Raw genomic sequence first — 22,925 nt, 5'->3', positions numbered from 1 at the left:
TTCGGCCCATGCGAACTGATGCGGCCAGCCGACGGCTTTTGAACGGCTTTGCTTGAGGATTTGAATGGGTATCCGCCATTTTCATTTTGGTTTCAATGAAAATGGCGATATACCTCTGAATGTGCATCAGGCCTCCAGCGGCGGGTCGCTGCGCAGAAAGCGCAGGATGGCCTCGCGCTCGGGTTGCTGGGCCAGCCAGCGCTGAAAGGCCATGGCTTGGTCGAAGGCCGCATCGCCGAGCAGCTCGCGCAGGTGAGCCTCGCGCTGGGCCTGCAGGCGCTGGCGCTGCTGGCTGCGCTGCCAGTACGAGGTGCTGATGTGCGTGATCTTCAGGTGCAGGCCCTGCTGGGCCAGCAGCTCCCACTCGCCGTGGTCGAGCCAGACCAGGGTGCAGGCGAAGCAGAAATCCAGGCCGATGTCGGGCTCGGTCACGCGGTAGCGCAGCATCAGCCGCTGGCAGCTGGGGCAGACGAGGGCGTGCAGGCTGTCGCCGGTGGCCGTGCCCGCGGCCCCGCCTGCTGGCGCGGCCGGGCCGGCGCTGCGGGGCTTGAGCGGAGCCGGCAGCGAATCGGCCCATTCGCCCAGTTCGGGCTCGTCACCCTCGGTGGTCAGGGCCACGGGCAGGGCCGATGGCAGCGCCAGGGCCTGCCAGCTCTGCACGCGCTCGGCCGCGTCCGTCAGCTCGGGCAGGGCGGTGGCGGTCTCGGGATCGGCCGAGGCGTGCAGCGGCTTTTGCCGCGCCACCCAGGTCGAGTATTCGGCGATGTCCACCAGCATGCCCAGGCATTGCTCGCACAGCTGGCAGCTGAGGCCGTTGGTCAGCACGTGCGGATGCAGGCGCGGCCAGCGCGCCGCGTCGGGCGACTGGCGGGCCTTGCAGCTGGGGCAGGTGAGCGCGGTTTCCGTGGGGTGTGGGCTGGACATGGCAGCGACGATTGTTGCGCAAAGCGGTGTCATCGCTGGTCGCTCGACGCCCTCGGGTGTGGCAGATTTTTCACGCCAGGGCGTTTGCGTGCTTGACCCTCTGACGCGGGCCGGTGTTGCCGGCTTGCGCGGGTGCTTGGCACGGCGATTTGCCCGCGGCCGCGGCGCGGATTTTGGGCGAGCTGCCGGGGGCGTGACATAGAATCGCGCCGTTGGTGCCGCTGTTCCACATCGTGGAGCAGGGTTAAACGGGAAGCATGGTCGGTGACGGTGGCTGCACAGCTGCCGTCCCTCGAATGCACTGCCCCCGCAACAGTAAGTGGGTGCTGCGTCTGCACGCAGCCGTCGATCAGGATGGGCCACTGAGGTCAGCAGGAAAGCCCTGCGCCTTGGGAAGGCCGATCGATGGATCCCACCAGTCTGGATACCGGCCAACAGCGACGCCGCGCATCGCGCGCGGCGAGTGTTTCACCTTCCATGCCAGGCGGGGTCGCCGGCACAAGGAGTACGCCATGCCTGTGTGGTGTTGGCCGGCAGCGTTTGCCGCGCGTCTGTTGAGTTCCCCTTTTGCGATTGCCGTGCACTGCATGGCGCGTCCTGTGCACCCCGTTGACGCGTGGTGCACCAGGACCTGGGCATCTGCGTCGGCATGCCCCCCATCCTTCGCCCCGCAACGCGGGCGCTGACCCTCTCTTTTTGATCCACGGCCCGGCGTAGCCCTGGCTCGCTGGTCCGCGTCCCTCCTGCGCGCAGGCGGCTTGGCTTCGCCTGGCTGGTGGCCGTCCGGCCTGGACGGCCACGGCGTGCCGCCTGCGCGTTTCATGCCACCCACTGCCTTTCGAGAGTGCCCATGTCTGCAACCTTGTCTCCTGCGGCGGATGCCGTTGCCACCTTGTCTTGCGAGCCCGCCGCCTGGCTGGCCTATCGGCTCAAGCGCCGCTCGGGCGATGTCGTCGCCTTCGAGCCCGCCAAGATCACCGTCGCCATGGGCAAGGCCTTTGTGGCGGTCAAGGGCGCCGGCGTGGTCACCGCGGCCAGCACGCGCGACGACCTGGAAGCCCTGACCGACACCGTGCTGCGCGCCTTGCAGCGGCTCAAGCCCACAGGCGGCAGCTTGCTGATCGAGGACGTACAGGATCAGGTGGAGCTGGCCCTGATGCGCTCCGGCCACCACGACGTGGCACGTGCTTACGTGCTGTACCGCGAGGCCCGCGCCCAGGAGCGCGCGACCCTGGCCACGCTGGAGGCGGCCCGCACGGGCGCCTCGGCAGCAGCCACCACCCTGCGGGTGCGACGGCCCGACGGCAGCCTGGTGCCGCTGGACCTGGCTGCGCTGGCACAGCGGGTGGCGGCCGCCTGCGGGGGCCTGGGGGCCGACGTGCAGCCCGCGCCCGTCATGCAGGAGGCCGAGCGCACGCTCTACGATGGCGTGGCCGAGGCCGAGGTGGACAAGGCCCTGCTGCTGGCCGCGCGCACGCGCATCGAGCTTGATCCGGGCTACAGCCAGGTGTCGGCCCGCTTGCTGCTGGACAGCGTGGCTCGTGAGGTATGGGGTGAAACGGTGCCGGCTCATGATCGGCAATCGGCCTATACCACCCACTTCGCCGCGCTGATCGAACGTGGCATCGCGGCCGATCTGCTGAACGCCGAGCTGCGCGGGTTCGACCTGCCGCGCCTGGCGGCCGTGCTCCGGGCCGAGCGCGACGAGCAGTTCGACTACCTGGGCCTGCAGACCCTGTACGACCGCTACTTCCTGCACATCGCCAAGCGCCGCATCGAGATGCCGCAGCAGTTCTTCATGCGCGTGGCCATGGGCCTGGCCCTGCGCGAGGACGACCGCAACGCGCGCGCCATCGAGTTCTACGAGCTGCTGTCGTCCTTCGACTTCATGAGCAGCACGCCGACGCTGTTCAACAGCGGCACGCCGCGCTCGCAGCTCTCGTCGTGCTACCTGACCTCGGTGCCGGACGACCTGGGCGGCATCTACGGCGCCATCCGCGACAACGCGCTGCTGTCCAAGTTCGCGGGCGGCCTGGGCAACGACTGGAGCCGCGTGCGCGCCCTGGGCGCCCACATCCACGGCACCAACGGCGAATCGCAGGGCGTGGTGCCCTTCTTGAAGGTGGTGAACGACACCGCCGTGGCCGTGAACCAGGGCGGCAAGCGCAAGGGCGCCGTCTGCGCTTACCTGGAGACCTGGCACCTCGACATTGAGGAGTTCCTGGAGCTGCGCAAGAACACCGGCGACGACCGCCGCCGCACGCACGACATGAACACGGCGAACTGGATTCCCGACCTGTTCATGCGCCGCGTGCTGGCCAAGGCCGAGTGGACGCTGTTCTCGCCCTCGGACGTGCCCGAACTGCACGACCTGTACGGCAACGCTTTCAACGCCGCGTATGAAGCCGCAGAGGCCAGGACGCAGACCGGCGAGATCGCGCACTTCAAGCGGATTCCGGCGCAGGACCTGTGGCGCAAGATGCTCTCGATGCTGTTCGAGACCGGCCACCCCTGGATCACCTTCAAGGACCCGTGCAACCTGCGCTCGCCGCAGCCCCACGTGGGCGTGGTGCATTCGAGCAACCTGTGCACCGAGATCACGCTGAACACCAGCGACGACGAGATTGCCGTGTGCAACCTGGGGTCGATCAATTTGGCGCGCCACCTGGTTTTGGTCGAATCGGCCCAGGGTGACAGTCAGGCCGCAGATGCGGGCGCCTTCCTGACGCTGGACCTGGCCAAGCTGCAGCGCACGGCGCGCACCGCCATGCGCATGCTGGACAACGTCATCGACATCAACTACTACGCCGTGCCGCAGGCCGCCGCCTCGAACGCGCGCCATCGCCCAGTGGGCCTGGGCATCATGGGCTTTCAGGATTGCCTGTATCAGCTGCGCCTGCCCTATGCCAGCGCGGGCGCGGTTGAGTTTGCCGACCGCAGCATGGAAGCCGTGTGCTACTTCGCCTACGCCGCGTCGAGCGAGCTGGCTGCGGAGCGCGGCCGCTACGAAAGCTACGAGGGGTCGCTGTGGAGCATGGGGCAGTTGCCGTTGGATACGCTGGGCCGTCTGGCCGATACCCGATTGCCCGGTGAATTGGACGTGGACCGCAGCCAAACCCTGGACTGGGACGCGCTGCGGGCGCAGATCGCCCGACACGGCATGCGCAACAGCAACTGCGTGGCCATTGCGCCCACGGCCACCATCTCCAACATCGTGGGGGTCGATGCCTCCATCGAGCCGTGCTTTGGCAACCTCTCGGTCAAGTCCAACCTCTCGGGCGAGTTCACCGTCATCAACCAGCACCTGGTGCGTGAGCTGAAGGGCCTGGGCCTGTGGGACGCCGTCATGGTCATGGACCTCAAGCATTACGACGGCCAGCTGGGCGCCATCGCGCGCGTGCCCGACTGGCTCAAGCAGCTGTATGCCACGGCGTTTGAAGTGGGACCGGAGTGGCTGGTGGAAGCCGCGTCGCGCCGACAGAAATGGATCGACCAAGCACAAAGCCTGAACCTCTACCTGCAAGGGGCGTCAGGCAAGCAACTCGATGCCGTTTACAAGCTGGCCTGGGTGCGCGGACTGAAGACCACGTACTACCTGCGCACCACCAGCGCCACGCAGGCCGAGAAATCCACGGTGAACCGCAGCAGCCTGAATGCCGTGCAAAGCGGCGCCACGCCGGCGAGCGCCGGCCTGAGTGCTGCCGAGCAAGCGATTCTGGCCAGCGCCTTGCCTGCGAGCGATGTGAAGTTCTGCGCCATCGACAACCCGGACTGTGAAGCCTGCCAGTGAGCTCGCGCAGCCAGATGCGCTGTGGCTCAAGCAAGCGCATGAAGACAGTACACCGATGCTGCCGAACATTGGTCATCGGTGAGCCATGCATACCCTCCATTCAATCTTTCACCAAGGTGTTCAACATGTTGAACTTCGACGACGACACGCAGTTGGAGCCGGCCAGCACAGCGGCAGAACGCTCACTGCAGCCAAGCGGTGCGGCCTTGCCAGGCGCGGCCGGGTCCGTACGGGCGACGATCCCAGGTGCGGCGGCGACTGCCGCCAGCGCGGCGCCCATGGCGGCGTTACGGCCCAGTTGGGCCGATGCCGTGCTCAGCCCCAAGATGCCGTCTGCGCCGCTCGCTGCCGGAGGGGGGGCGCCGGCGGCGAACCCCATCGCCCAAGCGGGCCTGCGCATCCCTGAGCAAGCCAGCGCACGCCGCGTGAGCGTCGCCGACAAACGCATCATCAACGGCGAGACGGACGTCAACCAGCTGGTGCCCTTCAAGTACAAATGGGCCTGGGAGAAGTACCTGGCCACCTGCGCCAACCACTGGATGCCGCAGGAGGTGAACATGCAGCGCGACATCGAGCTGTGGAAAAGCGCCCACGGCCTGACCGAGGACGAGCGCCGCATCGTGCGCCGCAACCTGGGCTTTTTCACCACGGCCGATTCGCTGGCGGCCAACAACATCGTGCTGGGCACCTACCGCCACATCACGGCGCCCGAGTGCCGGCAGTTCCTGCTGCGCCAGGCCTTCGAAGAGGCCATCCACACGCACGCCTACCAGTACATCGTCGAGTCGATTGGCCTGGACGAGGCCGAGATCTTCAACGCCTACCACGAGGTGCCGTCCATCCACGCCAAGGACGCCTTCCTGATCCCGTTCATCGACCAGATCAGCGACCCGCACTTCAAGACCGGCACCCTGGCCGACGACCAGAAGCTGCTCAAGAGCCTGATCGTGTTCGCCTGCTTGATGGAGGGGCTGTTCTTCTACGTCGGCTTCACGCAGATCCTGTCGCTGGGCCGCCAGAACAAGATGGTGGGCGCGGCCGAGCAGTACCAGTACATCCTGCGCGACGAGTCCATGCACTGCAACTTCGGCATCGACCTCATCAACACCGTGAAGCTGGAGAACCCGCAGCTGTGGACGAGCAGCTTCCAGGACGAGGTGGTGGCCCTGTTCGAGCAGGCCGTGACGCTGGAGTACGCCTACGCCGAGGACACCATGCCGCGCGGCGTGCTGGGCCTGAATGCCGGCATGTTCAAGAGCTACCTGCGTTTCATCGCGAACCGGCGGGCCGTGCAGATTGGCCTGCCCGCGTTGTTTCCTCAGGAGGAAAACCCCTTCCCCTGGATGAGCGAGATGATCGACCTGAAGAAGAAGCGCAACTTTTTCGAGACCCGCGTCATCGAGTACCAGACGGGCGGGGCTCTGAGTTGGGATTGACGGCCTCAACGCAGGATTCAGGGAGTTTCCCTGCACTCTCGATTCAGGTCAAACGGGTTGATGGCCATACTGGCGCGCATGTGGCGCATGCCGAGTCCTATCCGTCGCCCAGTCCGGCGGTCAGCCCGCCTGGACACCGCGAGTCCGCCCCGGCCATCAGCCGGCACGACGTGCAGGCCCTCATCGTGCAGCTGACGGCGCACGCCGCGCGGGTTGCCCAGGTCAACCCCTGGCTCGAGGTCTGGGGCCGCATGCTGGCCCTGCGCCTGGCGCACTGGCCGCTCGCGGCCCTGAGCGCGGCCCAGCAGGCGCAATGGCAGGCCTGGGCGCAGGCTCAACCGGATTCGCCGTGCATCGCCGTGTGTTCCACCGCGCAAGGCGATGCCGTGTGCCGGGGCTGCCGACGCACCTTCGACGAGGTCAAGGCCTGGCCGGCCCTGAGCCTGGCCGACAAGCGGCTGGTCTGGGCTCGGCTGCTGGGGTAGCGCCGGTCGCGCGGGGGTCCGAGGCGCTTTCGCCTGTGGTGGGCACTCCCCTGGTCGGCGATGCTCGTCTTGACCGCGACGGCAGTGGTGAGGGGGGGCGCCAGTGTCGATGCCGTGTTCGAAGACCTCGGCGTGAGGGACACGGTGTGCCAGCAACCGGCCGAGGGGCCACCCGGCTCTTCAACCATCGTCGCGCTCGCGGTTCAGCCGCACCCGGGCGAACAAAACGGCGCCTGGGGCGCCGTTCGGGTTGTGGGAGGGGCGTCGCTTGACGACCCGATGTCAGATGTCCAGCTTCACGCCAGACAGCTTGACCAGCGCCTCCCACTTGGGCGTGTCGCGCTTGTAGTCGGCCAGGAAGCGCTCGGGGCTGGAGTCGGGCACCATGCCGTAGCCCATGGTGTCGATGCGCTCCTTCATGGCCGGGTCGGCAAAGGCCTTGCGGATTTCGGCCGCGATCAGCTCCTGGATCGCCATCGGTGTTTTGGCCGGTGCGGCCATGGCCAGGAAGCCCACGAGCTCGAACGCATCGCCCTTGAGACCGGATTCCGGCAGCGTGGGCAGGTCGGGCAGGGTGGGGAGCCGCTTGTTGCCCTGCACGCCGATGAGCTTGAGCTTGCCGGTGGCGGCGTGCTGCTTCAGGTTCATGGCGCTGGCCCAGGTCATGTGGATCTGGCCCGACAGCAGGTCCTGCACGCAGGGCGCCTCGCCCTTGTAGGCCGCGTGCTGCATGCCGCCGTTGGTGATGTGGTCGAGGTAGGCGCCGGCCAGGTGCGGGAAGGAGCCCTGGCCATACGAGCCGTAGGTCAGCTTGCCGCGGTTGGCCTTGATGTACTCCATCAGCTCGGTGCCCGTCTTCACCGGCAGGCTGGGGTGAACGGCCAGGATGGTGTAGCCGTCCGCCGCCTTGTAGACCATGGACAGGTCCTTGAGCGGGTTGTAGGGCAGCTTGTTGTAGAGGAACTGGTTGATCAGCAACGCGGTGCTGATGTTGAAGTTCAAGGTGTAGCCATCGGGCGCGGCCTTGGCCACGGCGTCGGTGCCGATGATGCCGCTGGCGCCCGGCTTATTGTCGATCACGAAGGGCTGGCCCAGCGACTCGGTCAGCTTCTGGCAGATGGCGCGGCCCAGCGTGTCGGTGCCGCCGCCGGGGGCGAACGGCACGACCACGCGCACCGGGCGATTGGGGTACTTGTCTTGCGCACGGACGACGGCCGGAAAACCGAGCGCCGCGGCGCCCAGGGTTTGGAACTGACGGCGGTTGAGCTTGCTCATGAAGCCAGATCTCCTGTGGTGGTGGCGGGATGGCAAGGCGGTTCGGGGTGCGCTGTGCAGCCCCGGCCTTGAGGCGCAGATGCTGGGCGCAGCCTGCCCCCCGTCCTAGAGGGAAAATCCCTGGCTGCTGCAAACCCCTAGGAAAGGTCCATCAGCGCGAACATGGCCTGCCGTGCCCGCACCGCCTGCATCAGGCCCGATTCAGCGTACACGCTGATGCCGCCGTATGCAGACCCTTGTTCTGCGTCATCGAGATCGCCGACGCATGTTTTTGACGAAGACCGTGCGAATCACTTGCGACGCAGCCGAGCGCGAGGGCATATAGACTCCGCATGCTTCGCCCCGGAGCGGCTGAGTTCCGTTCGGTTGACCGAAGACCTGATTCAGCGCCGGCGGGCCACTGGGCCGGGATGGCCGACACGGATGGCGGAGACGTTCAGCAGATCCGTCCCCAAAGATGCAGAACATCTCGCTCCGTCAGACCGCTTTTGACTTTCGCTGAGTTCACCCGTTAAGCGCAACTTGATGCATCACCGCAGCTTCACGCTCGAATGTACGCCGGCCACATTTCAGCCGAGGGCGTTTCAGGCCGCGGGCCTCCAGGTCCTTCCTGTGAAGCTGCGCAATGCGGCCTTGTGCCAACGCCTGTGGTCAGAGGTGGGAGCCGGGTTCTGGACCGAGCGCCGTCGCTGGAGTTCCGCGCGCTGGCAAGAGCACCTTCGCCAGCCACAGGTCTCTTTTTGGGTCGCTCAGGTGTCAGGGGATGAGGCGGGATGTTTTGAACTCAACGGCTTGACCCGAGGCGTGAAGATCGAGGGTTTTGGATTGCTTCCGACGTATCGAGGTCGTGGCCTCGGCCGAGACCTGCTGACGGCGGCGACGGAACAGGCTTTCGCGACCGGGGCACGCAAGGTATGGCTTCACACCGCCACGGATGATCACCCCAATGCGCTTCCCAACTACCTGTCGGGCGGTTACCGGATCGTGCGGGAGCGGGCGCTCAGGAATCCGTTGCAGCCGCAGGCCACACGCACCTGATACCCGAAGCGACGTGGTCGGGTACATCGCCATGCGCCCCGACAAACGCCGTCCGCTCGACCCGGCCAACCGATTGGAACCTGACCGAGAAACTGGAGCGCGTGAAGGCTTGCACTCGGGCGCCTGCATGGCAGGCAAATGGGCATTTTGGGGGTGAACCCGGGATCGGCGGCTTTGTGCAGACCTTCCTTGGGCCGGTGTGCCAGTCCTCACAGGCGCAGTCGGCCGGCGTAGCCCGTCATCTCCAGATACCCCCAGCCCAGCACGCGGCCGCGCTCGTCCTGCAGCTCGCTCAGGCCTTCCCAGTAGATGGCGCCGGTGCTGGCGGTGGCGTCCAGCTCCTGGGCGTCGATGAGTGCGCGCACGCCGAACACGCCCACCGGCGTGCGGATGCGCCAGTGCACGGGGTAGCTGGCCTGGGTGGCAGGGCTGCGCCAGGTGGTCAGCGGCTCGAACTGCAAGGCCTGCCCGCCGAACACGCGCACTGCGCCCGTTTGCACTGCGCCCACTTGCACGGCGCTCGTTTGCACGGCGCTCGTTTGCACGGCGCTCGCCTCTGCAGGCTCGGGGGGTGCGCGCCAGCTGCCGCCGGTCCAGATCGTGCGGCCCTGGGCATCGCGCAGGCGAAACGCCGTCAGCGCGCTGCCATCGTTCAGGTTCATGCCGATCCAGTCCCAGCCCACGGCCTGCGGGTGCATCAAGGCCGTGCTCCATTCGTGGTCCAGCCAGGCGCGCCCCTGCACCTGCAGGCGCTGCCCGCTGGCGAGCCGCAGCTCGCCGTGCGCCCGCAGCTGCGGCAGCGAGTAGTAGTAGCTGACCTGGCGTGCATCCGGCCCTTTGCGAGACAGGCCGCCGTCGCCCTGCACGATGGGCGCCTGCGTCAGGTCGAAGCGCAGGTCCAGGCCCAGCTCGCGTCCGGGGAGCCGGGCGTGCAGGCGCTGGGGTCCGGTGTCGTCGCGCACCAGCTGCCAGTTGCCCAGGCGAACGCCCAGGTCGCCGACCGTGGCTTCGCCCAGGCCCAGGCGCGCATCGGCCGTGGCGCGCGCGATGCGCTCTTCGTGCAGCAGGCGCTGGTTGCGCACATCGCTGACGGCCAGGTGCGCCGAGATCAGGTGCCGGGCCGCCAGCGCGCTGTGCAGGTCGGTGGTGTTCGGCACGCGCGAACGGAAGAAGGTCAGCTGAAAGCCATAGGCTGGCCTTGCCGCAGGCGCGTGGGATGGCAGCGCGGTGGCAGCAGGCGAGACGCCGTTGGCTGGCGCTTCGCCGAGGTGGCCGGTGATGTACCACCACTCGGTGTCCCACTCCGGGTGGCTGCCGTGGTCGTGCCAGTCGCCCGGCTGCTGGTGCGCGCCTGTGCCGCGGGCGCCCAGCCGCAACGGGCGCGGATCGGGCAGGCCAGGATGCGGGTCGAGGCCGGCCCGGTTCGCGCTCATTTGATTGGCGTGGTCCGGTTTCTGGCCGCTCGGGTTCGGCGCCGTGGCCAACATGGGGCCCGCACGCGCGGCCCCACCGGGCAGACCCAGCGCCAGCCCGGCGGCCGAGAGCCCGAGCAGGCCCTGGCGCCGTGTCAGGCCGAGGCGCGGTGCGCCATCTGCAAGCGGGAGGGCCGCCATGCGGCGAAACAGGGAGGAATCGGCAGTCATGTTGAATCAAGCAGTATGGTCATGCGTCCGATGAATATGAATCGGCAACGGGCATATACCCATGGTGAGTGAGTGCAGTCGGCCGGGCGTCACCAATCCTCCTGGACGGCGCGTACCGCGTCGCCGCCGGCCACGCGCCGCGCCGTCAGCCACGCGGTGACGGTGCCGGCCAGCACCACGGCCAGGCCCAGCGCCAGCAGGCGCAGCAGTGGCACGTGGAGGTCCATGCTCCAGTGAAAACTCTGGGGGTTCACCACCTTGATCAGCACCAGGGCCACGGCCAGGCCCAGCGCCACACCGGCCACGGCGCCGATGGTGCACCAGGCCATGCCCTCCAGCGCCACCAGGCGGCGGATCTGCGCGCGCGTCAGCCCCAGGTGCACCAGCAGGCCGAATTCCTTGCGCCGCGCCAGCGCCTGGGCCGAAAAACTGGCCGACACGCCGAACAGGCCGATGCCGACCGCGATCATCTGCAGCCAGTAGGTGACGGCAAAGCTGCGGTCGAAGATCGCCATCGAACGGGCCCGCAGCGCGGCCGTGCTGTGCACCTCGGGCAGGGCGGCCTGGGGTGCCGGCGCCGCTGCGGTGCCGGCGGTGGCTGGCTGGGGGCCGGCGCGGGGGGCGGTCTGGGCGCGGATTCGGGTGTCCGCCTCACTGGCGGCGTCGCGGTCGCCCGCGCTGTCGCTCGCGGCATGGCGCGCATCGCTTGCGCCATCGCCGGCGCTTGGCGGCCTGGGCTCGGCAACCGCGTTGGTTGGCGTGTGACGGCTTGGCGGGGCAGCGTGTGCACGCACCTGGTCGCGCACCAGGCGCAGTGCTTGCTCGGGGCTCAGGTCAGGGTCCCGCCGGCGCACGGCGATGTCGGTGGGCGCCTGCGGGGCCCCGCGTGCCTGCAGGTCGCGCCAGTCCAGGGTCACGCTGCCGCCGGGCCGGGCGTAGTCGCGGTACACCCCGGCCACGGTGTAGCGGCCGTCGGTTTGCAGAAACCGGGCCAGCGCCGGCCACACCTGCCCCACAGCGAGCTGCTGCTGGTCGCGCACCTGTTCGCTGATGTAGATGCGGGGGTATTCGGCGCTGCCGTTTGCCCCTGAATCGGCAGGGCCGGATACCAGGGGCAGGCTTTGTGCTGCACCGGCGCTCAGGTCGCGCCAGATCAGCGTGAGCGCGGGCTGGGTGGGGTCCAGTGGCCAGGGCTCGCTGCGCTGCGGCGTGGCCGTCAGTCCCGGCAGCGCAGCCAGGGCCGACAGCAGCCCGGCGGGCAGCGGCTCGGCCCGGCCAGGTGAGGCCTGGCCGGCATCGGGGTCACGCGTGGGCATGCGCACATAGAGCTCGGCCGGCAGGACGGTGTCCAGCCAGCTCAACATCGAGGCGCGAAAGCTGGCCACCATCACCGTCAGCGCGGTCGACAACGCGAGGGCGGCCACCACGCCACTCACCGCCACCGCGGCCAGGGCGCGCAAGCGCCGTGCGCGCTCGACGGCCAGCAACGGCAGGGCGGCCCGGCGCACCCAGGGCGCCAGCCGGTCGTACGCCGTGGCCACGGCCAGCGGCAGCAAGGCCATGCCGCCCAGCAACAGCAGCCCGACCGAGGCGTAGGCGGCCACCGGCACCCCGTTCACGGCCGGCAAGCCGGCCAGCGCGGCGGCCAGGGCCAGCAGACCCAGGCCCCACACCAGCGGCAAGGGTTGGGCATCGGCCACGCCTGCGCCTTTGAGGGTGTGGGCTGGCGGCAGCGCGGCGGCCTGCCGTGCGGGCAACCAGGCGCCCGCCACGGTAGCCAGCACGCCCAGGCCGCCATACAGGGCGGCGGCCGGCCACGAGACGAGCAGCTGCGGTGCCTGGCCCGCAAAGTAGCCGCCCCCCAGGTCGCCGCCCAGCAGCTGCATCGCGCCCCAGCCCAGCAGGTAGCCCAGGGCCAGTCCCAGGGCCGCGCCCAGGCCGCCCAGCACCAAGGCCTCGTGCAGGATGAGGCGCTGGCGTTCGCGCGGGCTCCAGCCCAGCACGCCCAGCAAGGCCAGCTGCGGCGCGCGCTGCGCCACGCTGAGCGCCAGCACCGAATAGACGAGGAAGGCCCCGGTGAACAGCGCCACCAGCGCCATCACCGACAGGTTGACGCGGTAGGCCCGCGTGAGCGATGCGGTGCGCGCGGTCGCGTCCTGCGGGCGGCTGAGCCACACCGAGGCGGGCAGGGCCAGCACCCGCTGGGCCTGCTCGGGCGACAGGCTGCGGTGCAGCTTGAGGTCCACGCGGGACAGCTCGCCCTGGCGGCCGAGCAACGCTTGCGCGGCGGCCACGTCCATCACGGCGGTGGGCGGGCCACCGGCCGCCAGGCGGCCGGCAAGCCGCAACGGGTGCTGGCTAGATGAAGAGCTTGGAGAGTATGAGGCTGTCTCATTGATCAATTGATCGGAAGCATGGGCATACCCCATGCTCAAATCAACAAGCACGCGTGTGCCTGTGCGGGCGCTGGGCGACAGCAGGCGCAGGGCGGCGGCATTCAAATAGACGGTGTCGGGCGCGAACCAGTCCTGCCAACCCCGCGAGGCGTCGGCTGCGGCATCGTCAGACCGAGGCGACGCCGCTGCCGACGCTTCGCGGGTGGCCGCCTGGCGGGCGGGGGCGGCATCGGCTGGCGCAGTGGCGCCGTTCGCCTCCGCCAGCCGACGCGGCAGCAGATCGGGGGCGGTGTCGGCCACGCTCAGCGCGTCCAGGCCGATCAGCCGCAGCGGCTGCCAGCGGCCTTGGGCGTCTTGCAGGCGCACCTCGGCCGTCAGCACGGGCTGGGCCGTGGCCACCTCCGGGTGGCGAACGAGCTGCGCCAGGAGGGTGTCGGGCAACGGCCCTTGTCGGCTGTGCAGCACCAGGTCGGCCTGGGCCTGGGTGGTGCGCACGGCCTGGCCGAACTCGGCCAGCGCCGAGGCGTTGATGACCTGCACCGCGAAGGCCAGCGCCACTCCCAGGGCGATCGCGATCACGGCCGTGAGGCTGCGCCACGGGTGGTGTCTGAATTCCGGCCAGGACAGGGTGGCCAACCAGCGCACATGCATGGCGTCGATTGTGGCTTGCGTCTGCGGCGGCGTTGTGGCGGCATCCTTGGCTGCTTGCTGCTTGCTGCTTGCTGCTTGCTGCTTGCTGCTTGCTGCTTGCTGGTTGCTGCCGTTCGCGTCACAGATTGGCGAGGTCGCTTCTCCGATCACGGCGGTGCCAGTCTGTCCGGCTTGCGCGTCGTCTGGGGGCGGGGCGCACAGCCAGCCTCTGTGACACTTGGCCGTGCCTGAGGAAGGCTCAGGCCTTCTAGCCCTCGACTGACGCGCCCCCTGCCTCACCTGGCCTGATCCATCACGCCTCAAACCATCTGGGCGAGGGCAGGCCCAAGGGTCGCCACGGGGCCGGTTCCGCAGCCTGCGCGTGCAATCCGTCGCGCCCCATGCACATCTGAACGCGCCAGATCGCAAAAATCGTGTCAATTTGCGTCAAGGTCGGGATAATGGGCCGCATGAAGAACGCACTCGCATTGATGTTGGGCCTGATGGCGTGTGCCACGGCGTCGGCCTCTTGTTACACCATCCTCAACCCCAAGGGTGACGTCGTGTACCGCGCGAGTCAGCCGCCCGTGGACATGAGCTACGCCCTGCATCAGGTCGTGCCGCCGCGGTTTGGCGCCGGCGCCAAACTCGAATTCGGCATCGACCGGGCGTCGTGCGTTCCCGTGGGCGAAGGTGTGGGTGGCCCCAGCAGCTACACCGTGGACGAGGTGGTCCAGCAGCTCGTGGACCAACGCGAGCCCGGCGCGCTGTGGGGCGTGGGCAAGGGCGCCCAGTCGGTGCTGGATCGCCAATCGCACTGACCACGGCGTGCGGCCGTTGAGGCATCGCGGGCGGCGATGCCACGGGCTGCATTCGTCCGATGGCACGCAGCCGGCGCGGCTGCAGGCCGGTCCATCGCGCAGATTGGTTACAAAGGCGGTTAGCATGTGGGCGCTGCTGCGTCGGACATTGCGGTGTCCGGCGTGCGTTTCTCATCCTTCACCTTGTGTACATCCATGAAGCAAATCACCGCCATCGTCAAGCCGTTCAAACTGGAAGAAGTTCGCGAGGGCCTGGCAGATGTCGGCGTGACGGGCTTGACGGTCACCGAAGTCAAGGGCTTTGGTCGTCAGAAGGGCCACACCGAGCTCTACCGCGGCGCCGAGTACGTGGTCGATTTCCTGCCCAAGATCAAGATCGAGGTCGTGGTGGCGGACGACCTGGTCGAACGCTGCGTGGACACCATCGTCAACGCCGCACGCACCGGCAAGATTGGCGACGGCAAGATCTTCGTCACCTCGGTCGAGCGCGTGGTGCGCATCCGCACCGGCGAAGAGGGCGAATCCGCCGTTTGATGCCCGCAGGGGGCGCGCCCAAGCGCGGGGGCGGCATGTCTGTGGCTCGCCGGGGCGCAATGCGTAATCCCTGCACCTTTCCAGGGAAACCGCCTTCCTCACCCGCGAAGGCTGTCCTTGCCACGCCTGCATCACCTGCAACAGGCGCTTGAACTGCGCCAGCCGCCGCTTGATTCAGCGGGACGCGCGCCCGTTCAGCGGCGCCAAGGGCGCCCAGCTCGAAGGCGGCGTCGGCGTCTGCGCCACGTTCATGACCATGGACAGCAGGCTGTAGTAGCCGCAAATCCCGGTGAGGTCCAGCGCCGCCTGTTCGCCAAAGCGCGCCACGAAGGCTTGCCACACCGCGTCACCCACGCGCTGGCTGCGGTACAGCTCGGTGCAGAAGTCGTAGACCAGCCCTTGGTCGGGCGTCAGCGCGTCGGGGCGCTCGCCGCGCGCGATGGCCTGCAGCGTGCTGGCGGCCACGCCGGCCTGCTCGGCAATCGGCGCGTGAATCGCCCACTCGACCTGCTGCGTCCAGTGCCGTGCGGTGATGCAGATGGCCAGCTCGCCCAGGGCATGACCCAGCGCGTTGCGGTAGCGCAGGTACTCCCCCAAGCGTTGCACATGGTCCATGAGCTCGGGGCTGCGCAGCAACGGCACGAAGGGCCCCACCAGCCCGCCGCGCGGCCCGCTTGTCACGGCCTGGGCCGACTGGCGTTGCACCTCGGTCCAGGTGCTGGGGTCAAGCGGGGGCAGTCGGTCGGTCATGGCGGGCCTCGTCAAAAAGCCTGAGTATGCGCCGCCAATGCAGGTGTATTCAACGGCAAACCACACATACCAAATCCTGAATGTCGCCAAGGCGATATGGAACGGCCGTTGTGCGAGGGTCTGCGTGCCCACCCCAAACCCCGCCACGGCCGGCTGCAACGGGCCCGAGCCACCCGGCCGCGCGCCGGTTGAGGCTGTTTCGCAAGCTACCATGTGCAACTGACAACGCATGCGGGCTGGCGCCGTTGCGCCATCCCCAACCAAGGAGCAGTGAACCATGCCAAGCATCGACATTCAGGTCCCCGACATCGGTGATTTCAAAGACGTCGCCGTCATCGAGATCCTGGTCAAGCCCGGCGACACCGTGGCCGTCGATCAGTCGCTCGTCACCGTCGAATCGGACAAGGCGTCCATGGAGATTCCCTCGAGCCACGCCGGCGTGGTCCAGGCGCTCAAGGTCCAGGTGGGCGACACCGTCAACCAGGGCAGCGTGCTGCTGAGCCTGGAGGCGCAGGATGCTTCGGCATCGCCTGCCCCATCTGCGGGCAGTACACCGCTATCCCCGTCTAAAGATGAACGAGTATCGGCTGATACTGCTGCGCCTGCATCCGCGCCATCGACCCAGGCGCCTGCGCCGCAAGCGGTCGACTTTGGCGGCCCCGTTGACCTGTCGTGCGACGTGCTCGTGCTGGGCGCCGGCCCGGGCGGCTATTCGGCGGCCTTCCGCGCGGCCGACCTGGGCTTGAAGGTGGTGCTGGTTGAGCGCTATGCCACGTTGGGCGGGGTCTGCCTGAACGTGGGCTGCATCCCCTCGAAGGCCTTGCTGCACGTGGCCGCCGTGGTCGACGAGGTCAAGCACCTGGCCAAGGCGGGCGTCGAGTTTGGCGCCCCCCAGATCAACATCGACACCCTGCGCGCCCACAAGGACAAGGTCGTCGGCAAGCTGACCGGTGGCCTGGCCGCCATGGCCAAGATGCGCAAGGTGACCACCGTGCGCGGCCTCGGCCAGTTCGTGGGGGCCAACGCGCTCAAGGTCGAGCTGACAGAAGGCGAGGGCAGCGCCACCACGGGCCAGAGCCAGGTCATCGGCTTCAAGGCCGCCATCATCGCGGCCGGCAGCCAGGCGGTGCGCCTGCCCTTCATGCCCGATGACCCGCGCGTGGTCGATTCCACCGGCGCGCTGGACCTTCAGGCCGTTCCCAAGCGCATGCTGATCCTGGGCGGCGGCATCATCGGCCTGGAGATGGGCACGGTCTACAGCACGCTGGGCGCACGCCTCGACGTGGTCGAAATGCTGGATGGCCTGATGCAGGGCGCCGACCGCGACCTGGTCAAGGTCTGGCAGAAGATGAACGCGCCGCGCTTCGACCACATCATGGTGAACACCAAGACCGTCGCGGCCAAGGCCACACCCGAAGGCATTCAGGTCAGCTTCGAGGCCGCCAAGGAGGGAGTGCAGGTGCCTGAGCCGCAGACCTACGACCTGGTGCTGCAGGCCGTGGGCCGCACGCCCAATGGCAAGAAGATCGGCGCCGAGGCCGCGGGGGTGTCGGTGAGTGACCGGGGCTTCATCCCCGTGGACGTGCAGATGCGCACCAATGTGCCGCACATCTTCGCCATTGGCGACATCGTCGGCCAGCCCATGCTGGCACACAAAGCCGTGCACGAGGCCCACGTGGCCGCCGAAGTCATCGCCGGCGAGCTGCAGGGCAACAAGGAGCTGGCCACCAGCGCCTTCAACGCACGCGTCATCCCCAGCGTGGCCTACACCGACCCCGAGGTCGCGTGGGTCGGCCTGACCGAAGAACAGGCCAAGGCCCAGGGCGTGAAGGTCACCAAGGGCCTGTTCCCCTGGTCGGCCTCAGGCCGCGCCATCGCCAACGGCCGAGACGAGGGCTTCACCAAGCTGCTGTTCGACGCCGAGACCCACCGCATCGTGGGCGGCGGCATCGTCGGCACGCACGCGGGCGACATGATCGGCGAGATCGCGCTGGCCATTGAAATGGGCGCCGACGCCGTGGACATCGGCAAGACCATTCACCCGCACCCAACGCTTGGCGAGAGCCTGGGCATGGCGGCCGAGGTGGCGCACGGCACCTGCACGGATCTGCCACCGCAGAAGAAGTGATGCACCAACAAGGCGGCAACGCGCGCCTTGTTGGTCTGAACAACGTGCGCCAGGTTGTTCAGTCTCGTGGGATCTCCAAAGGATGGCAGCGCATTGAAGCTTCGACCGATTTCACGGGCGTCATGTTCTGCCAAACAACCAAGCAAAGTGAGTTTGCGCGCCTGACTTGTCCCAATGCGGCATTCAAACAGCCTGGATGGGCTTGGCACCGCTCGAGCAGCGCATGGCAGGCGCCATGGCGGCGCAGAGCCCCCCGGCATGGTGAGCGCGCCTGAGCCCATGGGCACGCGTCATGCCATCACACGGCCTTGGCGCCGCTGCTCACCACCAATGTGCGCCAGATGTCGGCCTCGCGCCGAATCTGCTCGGTGAATGCCGCCGTGCTGATGGGATCGGGGTCCAGCCCCAGGCTCCGCAAGCTTTGGTGCACCTGTGGATCTACATACACGGCATCGAAGGCTTGGCGCAGCCGCTGCACCACGCTGGGTGCCGTGCCCTTGGTCACGAACACGCCAAACCAGCTGGCGGGCACCTGCGGGATGCCCTGCTCCTCGAATGTCTTCACCTCGGGCAAGCGCGACCAGCGCTTGCCACCCGAGATGCCCAGCCCTTTGATCTTGCCGCTTTGCACATGCTGCAACAGCGCCATGGAGGCAGCCGCCGTGCCCCAGGCCAGCTCACCGCCCAACATGGCCTGCATCACGGGCGCCTCACCTTTGTAGGGCACCTGGTCCAGCGCCATGCCGGTGTGCTGACGCACGCTTTCCATCACCAGGTGGCCACCCGAGCCACTGCCCCAGGTGCCATAGGCCAGCGGCACCTTGCTCTTTTTGGACTCGGCCACCATATCAGCCACGGTGCTGCCGGCGAACTGGCCGTTGGCCAGCACCAGCACGCCCGTCTGGGCAATGCGGCCAATGGGGATGAAGTCCTTCTCGCTGGTGTAGGTGGCCGTGGGCAGCAAGGCCGGCGCAATCAGCTGCGAACCGGTGATGCCCAACAGCAAGGTGCGCCCATCAGCAGGCGCGCGCATCACCTTCTGCACACCCAGCGTGCCCGATGCGCCGGGCGCGTTCTCCACCAAGGTCACCGCTTTCAGATGCTTGCCCAGGTGCAGGGCAAACAGGCGGGCCAGGGCATCGGTGGAGCCGCCAGCGGCAAAAGGCACCACCACGCGAATGGGCTGACTGCCGGAGTCAGATGCCCAGCTGGGCAACGCTGCAGATCCCATGGCGCCGGCCAGCCAGCCTGCTGCGCTGCCCACGAAGGCCCGCCTGCTGGAGCCGCCAAGATGCGATGCGGTGTTGCGCCGAGTCGTTGCCTTCAAGTCGTTCATGCGGTGTCTCCTGTTGACGTCTCTTCTGCGGTCATCATCGGCGCGCCACGGCCGCCGGGTCAACGATCTGGAATGTCTGTTTTGCTGTGCGGCACAAACCATCAACATCGGTGAAGCAGGCCAGTACGGGGTGCGCACGACACCGCAGTGCTGCCAATGGCGCCATACCTGGAGCAATCAAGCGTCCATCGGCCACGTCGACCCTGTGATGCATCCGCGGGCGGCCGTGGCGAGGCGGGTTGGCGCGCAGCTGCACAGGCGGCCATCCATGTGCCATGGCGGCTGGCTCTGCCTGCGTTGGATACCAGGCAGCCGGGCGTTGATGACCACACACCTGCGTGCGCTGAGCGCCAGCTTCGACAAGTGATGCCCCAATCTCCTGTGAAGGTTCGCGGGCGGGGCCTGCGATGACGGTGAGCGCCTGGCATGCGCCAAGTGGCGCGAGGCGGCGAAGCCAGCCCGCCATGCGCTAGAGTCGCACGCCGTTCACCACCCCGCGCCGCGTGCGCCTGCCAGCCATGATTGCTCACCCGTTTGCCACGCCCCGCCTGTTGCTGGCCTCGCAAAGCCCGCGCCGCGCGCAACTGCTGACGCAGCTGGGTGTGCCGCACGCGGTGTTGTTGCCGGCTGACGCCGCCGCAGCCGAGGCGCTGGAGGCCGTGCGCGTGGGCGAGCTGCCGGCGGACTATGTCCAGCGCGTCACCCAGGCCAAGCTGGATGGGGCGCTGCAACAGCTGGCGCGTGCCGCAGCGGGCCAGCCCGGCCTGGCGATCCAGGGCGGCATCGACCCCGGCGAGGACCTCGCCCAGGCGCCTGTGCTGTGCGCTGACACCACGGTGGCGCTGGGGGATCGCATCCTGGGCAAGCCGACCGACGACGCCGATGCCGCGCACATGCTGCGCGCGCTGCAGGGCAGCACCCATCAGGTGCTGACGGCGGTGACGGTGGCCTGGCGCGGGCAACGGGCGGCCGCCCTGTCGGTGTCGGCGGTGCGCTTTGCGCCGCTGAACGAGACCGACGTCGCGCGCTATGTGGCCAGCGGCGAACCGCGGGGCAAGGCGGGGGCCTACGGCATCCAGGGTTTGGCGGCGCAGTTTGTGGCGCACGTGGCGGGCAGCTACACGGGCATCGTGGGGTTGCCGCTGTTCGAGACGGCACAATTGCTCAAGACAGTGGGTTGGTGGCGTTGATGCTTGGCAGTATGGCCTGATCCTCGTTGAATGAATAACGAGGATGGGGTGATACTGCCAATGTCTCGTGCATGGCCCCTCATCCATTCAATGTGAGCAAGCCATGGACGACAAAAAAAGCAGCGCGAACGCGCAGGAGATTCTGGTCAATTGGTCCCCCCAGGAGGTGCGCGTGGCCGTGGTGGAAAGCGCCGCGGTGCAGGAGCTGCACATCGAGCGCACGCAAGAGCGCGGGTTGGTCGGCAACATCTACCTGGGCAAGGTGTCACGGGTGCTGCCGGGCATGCAGTCGGCCTTCATCGACATCGGGCTGGACCGCGCGGCCTTCTTGCACGTGGCCGATGTGATGCCGCGCACGGCCGAAGGCGGTGGCGCGGTCTCGCGCAATGGCGGCCAGGGGCTGCCGCCCATCGAAAAGCAGATTTTTGAAGGCCAGACGCTGCTGGTGCAGGTCATCAAGGACCCCATCGGCACCAAGGGCGCGCGCCTGTCCACGCAGATCAGCATCGCCGGCCGCATGCTGGTGTTCCTGCCGCAGGACGACCACATCGGCATCTCGCAGAAGATTGCCCCCGAGATGCGCGATGCCTTGCGCGACCGCATGACGGTGCTGGCGCGCGACGCCTTCGACGCCGAGGTGAAGCTGGCGCAGCAGCAGGGCGACAAGCCGCCGAGCGCGGGGGGCTTCATCCTGCGCACCAACGCCGAAGACGCCAGCGATGCCGAACTGGCCGAAGACATCGCCTACCTGCGGGCCGCCTGGGCCCGCATCCGCAAGGATGCGCTGCGCCTGCCGCCCAAGAACCTGCTGCGGCGCGACCTGGACCTGCTCGAGCGCGTGCTGCGCGACCTGGTGAGCGACCAGACGCAGAGCATCCGCATCGATTCGCGCGAGCAGCACGCCCGCATGCTGGTGTTTGCGCAGGAGTTCATGCCCACCGTGGTCGAGCGCATCCAGCACTACAAGGGCGAGCGGCCGATCTTCGACCTGTTCTCGATCGAGGACGAGCTGGCCAAGGCGCTGGGCCGGCGGGTCGACCTGAAGTCGGGCGGCTACCTCATCGTCGACCAGACCGAGGCGCTGACGACCTTCGACGTGAACACCGGCGGTTATGTGGGTGCGCGCAACTTTGACGAGACGGTGTTCAAGACCAACCTGGAGGCCGCGCACGCCATCGCGCGCCAGTTGCGCCTGCGCAACCTGGGCGGTATCGTCATCGTCGATTTCATCGACATGGTGAAGCCCGAACACCAGCAGGCCGTGCTGGTCGAGCTGCGCCGGCAGCTGGAACGCGACCGCGTGAAGACCAGCGTGTCGGGCTTCTCGAGCCTGGGTTTGGTCGAGATGACGCGCAAGCGCACGCGCGAGTCGCTGGCCCACATGCTGTGCGAGCCGTGCCCGGTGTGCCAGGGCGTGGGCGAGGTGAAGACCGCGCGCACCGTGGCCTACGACATCCTGCGCGAGATCCTGCGCGAGGCGCGCCAGTTCAACCCGCAGGAGTTCCGCGTCATCGCCACGCCCACGGTGATCGAGCTGCTGCTGGACGACGAGCAGCAGTACCTTGCCGGCTTGTCCGAGTTCATCGGCAAGCCGATCTCGCTGCAAAGCGAATCGGCCATGGGGCCGGTGGCCTACGACATCATCCTGCGCTGACGCGTCGCCCCACGTGCCTGCTGGCGGCTGTGCCGCAGGCCACGCGGGTCGCCTTCGGCTGGTGATCGCATGCGCGATGGCGGCGAGGCGGTGCGGCCTCGGCGTTTGCGATTCCGATCACCCCACTCGGGCTGGCAACGGGCGGTCTGCCTGGGTGGAGGGCACGCCGTGTCGTGCCATCTTGAGCGGCAGTATGGGGTGGTGCCCGATGATTGCCCATCGAAGAGGGCTGGATACTGCAGGCGCGCAATGCGCTGGCCTGTTGCCAGTGCAGCACGAGGACATCCATGGCGCGGGCGCAAGGGCGGGGCGATCAGGCCGAGTGCTTGCTTGCCGCCTGGATGGCCGTGGCTCCGGTGGTCCCGTCGGTTGCTGTGCTCAACCCAGTCGCGGCGGCCCGAGCGTGCTTCAGCCGCAGCCGCACGTGCAGGCTGCAGGCGACGAAGAGGGCGGCAGCCAGCGCCACCTCGGCCAGCGCGAGGAGCCGGCTCGGGCCCATTTCAGACGCAGCGCGCACCACGCCTTCGGTGACGTACAGCCACACCAGCAGGCTGAGCCAGCGGTAGGTGTACATGCGCAAGCGCAGCAGCCCGGGCAGGGCGGGCAGCAGCGGCAGGGCCTTGGCCGCCAGCACCCACGAGCCACCGGGCACCGTGGGCGCCCAGGCCAGCTCCCAGCCCATGCACAGCGCGATGAGCGCCAGCACACAGGCCACCGCCGCCGCGCGCGTGCGCCGGGCCGCCTGCAGGCCCGCTGCGCTGGGCGTGGGCTGGGCGCCGGTTGGCGCGGGGGGCAAGGACGTGGCCCCCGCGGCTTCAGCGACCCCAGTGGCCCGATGAGGCGTCAGAGAAGAGGCGGGGTCGGCCTGTGAAGCCGGGCCCGGCCCGGTGCGGTC

At 68.2% G+C, this 22,925-nt stretch carries 18 protein-coding genes and 1 riboswitch; of the genes, 10 read left to right on the top strand and 8 right to left on the bottom strand.

Features of this window, described 5'->3' with window-relative positions; all coding sequences use genetic code 11:
• Window positions 1–126: 126 nt before the first annotated feature.
• Window positions 127–924, bottom strand: coding sequence for a TFIIB-type zinc ribbon-containing protein (locus CCO03_RS10945; protein WP_087280996.1), 798 nt, complete (start codon window positions 922–924; stop codon window positions 127–129).
• Window positions 925–1,120: 196 nt separating this feature from the next.
• A riboswitch (cobalamin riboswitch) is annotated at window positions 1,121–1,374 on the top strand.
• Between the two features lie 400 nt (window positions 1,375–1,774).
• Between CCO03_RS10945 and CCO03_RS10940 the strand changes: the two genes are divergently transcribed.
• On the top strand, window positions 1,775–4,714 hold the full coding sequence (locus CCO03_RS10940) for a ribonucleoside-diphosphate reductase subunit alpha (RefSeq protein WP_087280994.1): 2,940 nt from the start codon (window positions 1,775–1,777) through the stop codon (window positions 4,712–4,714).
• Window positions 4,715–4,814: 100 nt separating this feature from the next.
• Here the strand turns inward: CCO03_RS10940 and CCO03_RS19775 are convergent, their stop codons facing one another.
• Complete coding sequence (locus tag CCO03_RS19775) at window positions 4,815–4,994, bottom strand: hypothetical protein (RefSeq protein WP_157667643.1); 180 nt, start codon at window positions 4,992–4,994, stop codon at window positions 4,815–4,817.
• Between CCO03_RS19775 and CCO03_RS10935 the strand changes: the two genes are divergently transcribed.
• On the top strand, window positions 4,993–6,150 hold the full coding sequence (locus tag CCO03_RS10935; protein ID WP_087284556.1) for a ribonucleotide-diphosphate reductase subunit beta: 1,158 nt from the start codon (window positions 4,993–4,995) through the stop codon (window positions 6,148–6,150). The genes CCO03_RS19775 and CCO03_RS10935 overlap by 2 nt on opposite strands.
• On the top strand, window positions 6,147–6,635 hold the full coding sequence (locus CCO03_RS20415) for a DUF1289 domain-containing protein (RefSeq protein WP_236903776.1): 489 nt from the start codon (window positions 6,147–6,149) through the stop codon (window positions 6,633–6,635). The genes CCO03_RS10935 and CCO03_RS20415 overlap by 4 nt, the downstream gene beginning before the upstream one ends.
• 282 nt (window positions 6,636–6,917) lie before the next feature.
• On the opposite strand, the gene CCO03_RS10925 is transcribed toward CCO03_RS20415, so the two are convergent.
• Window positions 6,918–7,910 (bottom strand): Bug family tripartite tricarboxylate transporter substrate binding protein, encoded by a 993-nt coding sequence (locus CCO03_RS10925; RefSeq protein ID WP_087280992.1) that lies wholly within the window; start codon window positions 7,908–7,910, stop codon window positions 6,918–6,920.
• Between the two features lie 525 nt (window positions 7,911–8,435).
• On the opposite strand from CCO03_RS10925, the gene CCO03_RS10920 reads away from it, so the two are divergent.
• The gene (locus CCO03_RS10920) at window positions 8,436–8,948 is read left to right on the top strand and encodes a GNAT family N-acetyltransferase (RefSeq protein ID WP_087280990.1); all 513 of its coding nucleotides are present in this window, start codon (window positions 8,436–8,438) and stop codon (window positions 8,946–8,948) included.
• 209 nt (window positions 8,949–9,157) lie between these two features.
• On the opposite strand, the gene CCO03_RS10915 is transcribed toward CCO03_RS10920, so the two are convergent.
• Both CCO03_RS10915 and CCO03_RS10910 read right to left on the bottom strand, forming a co-directional pair.
• Window positions 9,158–10,591 (bottom strand): lipocalin-like domain-containing protein, encoded by a 1,434-nt coding sequence (locus tag CCO03_RS10915; protein WP_236903775.1) that lies wholly within the window; start codon window positions 10,589–10,591, stop codon window positions 9,158–9,160.
• A gap of 89 nt (window positions 10,592–10,680) precedes the next feature.
• A complete protein-coding gene (locus tag CCO03_RS10910; RefSeq protein WP_157667642.1) occupies window positions 10,681–13,638 on the bottom strand; it encodes an ABC transporter permease in 2,958 nt (985 codons plus the stop codon).
• Window positions 13,639–14,087: 449 nt separating this feature from the next.
• Between CCO03_RS10910 and CCO03_RS10905 the strand changes: the two genes are divergently transcribed.
• Window positions 14,088–14,438 carry a hypothetical protein gene (locus tag CCO03_RS10905; protein ID WP_157667641.1) on the top strand — a complete coding sequence of 117 codons (351 nt, stop codon included), beginning with the start codon at window positions 14,088–14,090 and terminating at the stop codon, window positions 14,436–14,438.
• Window positions 14,439–14,633: 195 nt separating this feature from the next.
• Complete coding sequence (locus tag CCO03_RS10900; RefSeq protein WP_087280982.1) at window positions 14,634–14,972, top strand: P-II family nitrogen regulator; 339 nt, start codon at window positions 14,634–14,636, stop codon at window positions 14,970–14,972.
• A gap of 174 nt (window positions 14,973–15,146) precedes the next feature.
• Here the strand turns inward: CCO03_RS10900 and CCO03_RS10895 are convergent, their stop codons facing one another.
• Entirely contained in the window at window positions 15,147–15,722 is a 576-nt protein-coding gene (locus CCO03_RS10895) for a carboxymuconolactone decarboxylase family protein (RefSeq protein ID WP_087280980.1), read from the bottom strand.
• A gap of 277 nt (window positions 15,723–15,999) precedes the next feature.
• Here CCO03_RS10895 and lpdA point away from each other — a divergent pair, with 277 nt between their 5' ends.
• Complete coding sequence (gene lpdA, locus CCO03_RS10890) at window positions 16,000–17,850, top strand: dihydrolipoyl dehydrogenase (protein WP_087280978.1); 1,851 nt, start codon at window positions 16,000–16,002, stop codon at window positions 17,848–17,850.
• A gap of 298 nt (window positions 17,851–18,148) precedes the next feature.
• Here the strand turns inward: lpdA and CCO03_RS10885 are convergent, their stop codons facing one another.
• Window positions 18,149–19,081, bottom strand: coding sequence for a tripartite tricarboxylate transporter substrate binding protein (locus CCO03_RS10885; RefSeq protein WP_157667640.1), 933 nt, complete (start codon window positions 19,079–19,081; stop codon window positions 18,149–18,151).
• Here CCO03_RS10885 and CCO03_RS19770 point away from each other — a divergent pair.
• The 3 genes from CCO03_RS19770 (at window position 19,080) to rng (ending at window position 22,030) form a co-directional block, all read left to right on the top strand.
• Window positions 19,080–19,553: a hypothetical protein gene (locus CCO03_RS19770; protein ID WP_157667639.1), complete on the top strand. Its 474-nt coding sequence runs from the start codon at window positions 19,080–19,082 to the stop codon at window positions 19,551–19,553. The genes CCO03_RS10885 and CCO03_RS19770 overlap by 2 nt on opposite strands.
• Before the next feature lie 151 nt (window positions 19,554–19,704).
• Window positions 19,705–20,376, top strand: coding sequence for a Maf family protein (locus tag CCO03_RS10880; RefSeq protein WP_087280973.1), 672 nt, complete (start codon window positions 19,705–19,707; stop codon window positions 20,374–20,376).
• 103 nt (window positions 20,377–20,479) lie between these two features.
• Window positions 20,480–22,030 (top strand): ribonuclease G, encoded by a 1,551-nt coding sequence (rng, locus tag CCO03_RS10875; RefSeq protein ID WP_087280971.1) that lies wholly within the window; start codon window positions 20,480–20,482, stop codon window positions 22,028–22,030.
• A gap of 313 nt (window positions 22,031–22,343) precedes the next feature.
• On the opposite strand, the gene CCO03_RS10870 is transcribed toward rng, so the two are convergent.
• Window positions 22,344–22,826 (bottom strand): DUF2069 domain-containing protein, encoded by a 483-nt coding sequence (locus tag CCO03_RS10870; protein ID WP_418236018.1) that lies wholly within the window; start codon window positions 22,824–22,826, stop codon window positions 22,344–22,346.
• Window positions 22,827–22,925: the final 99 nt, after the last annotated feature.

This window comes from Comamonas serinivorans (assembly GCF_002158865.1).
Classification (GTDB): Bacteria; Pseudomonadota; Gammaproteobacteria; order Burkholderiales; family Burkholderiaceae_C; genus Comamonas_E; species Comamonas_E serinivorans.
This window is presented reverse-complemented; position numbering and strand designations above follow the sequence as displayed.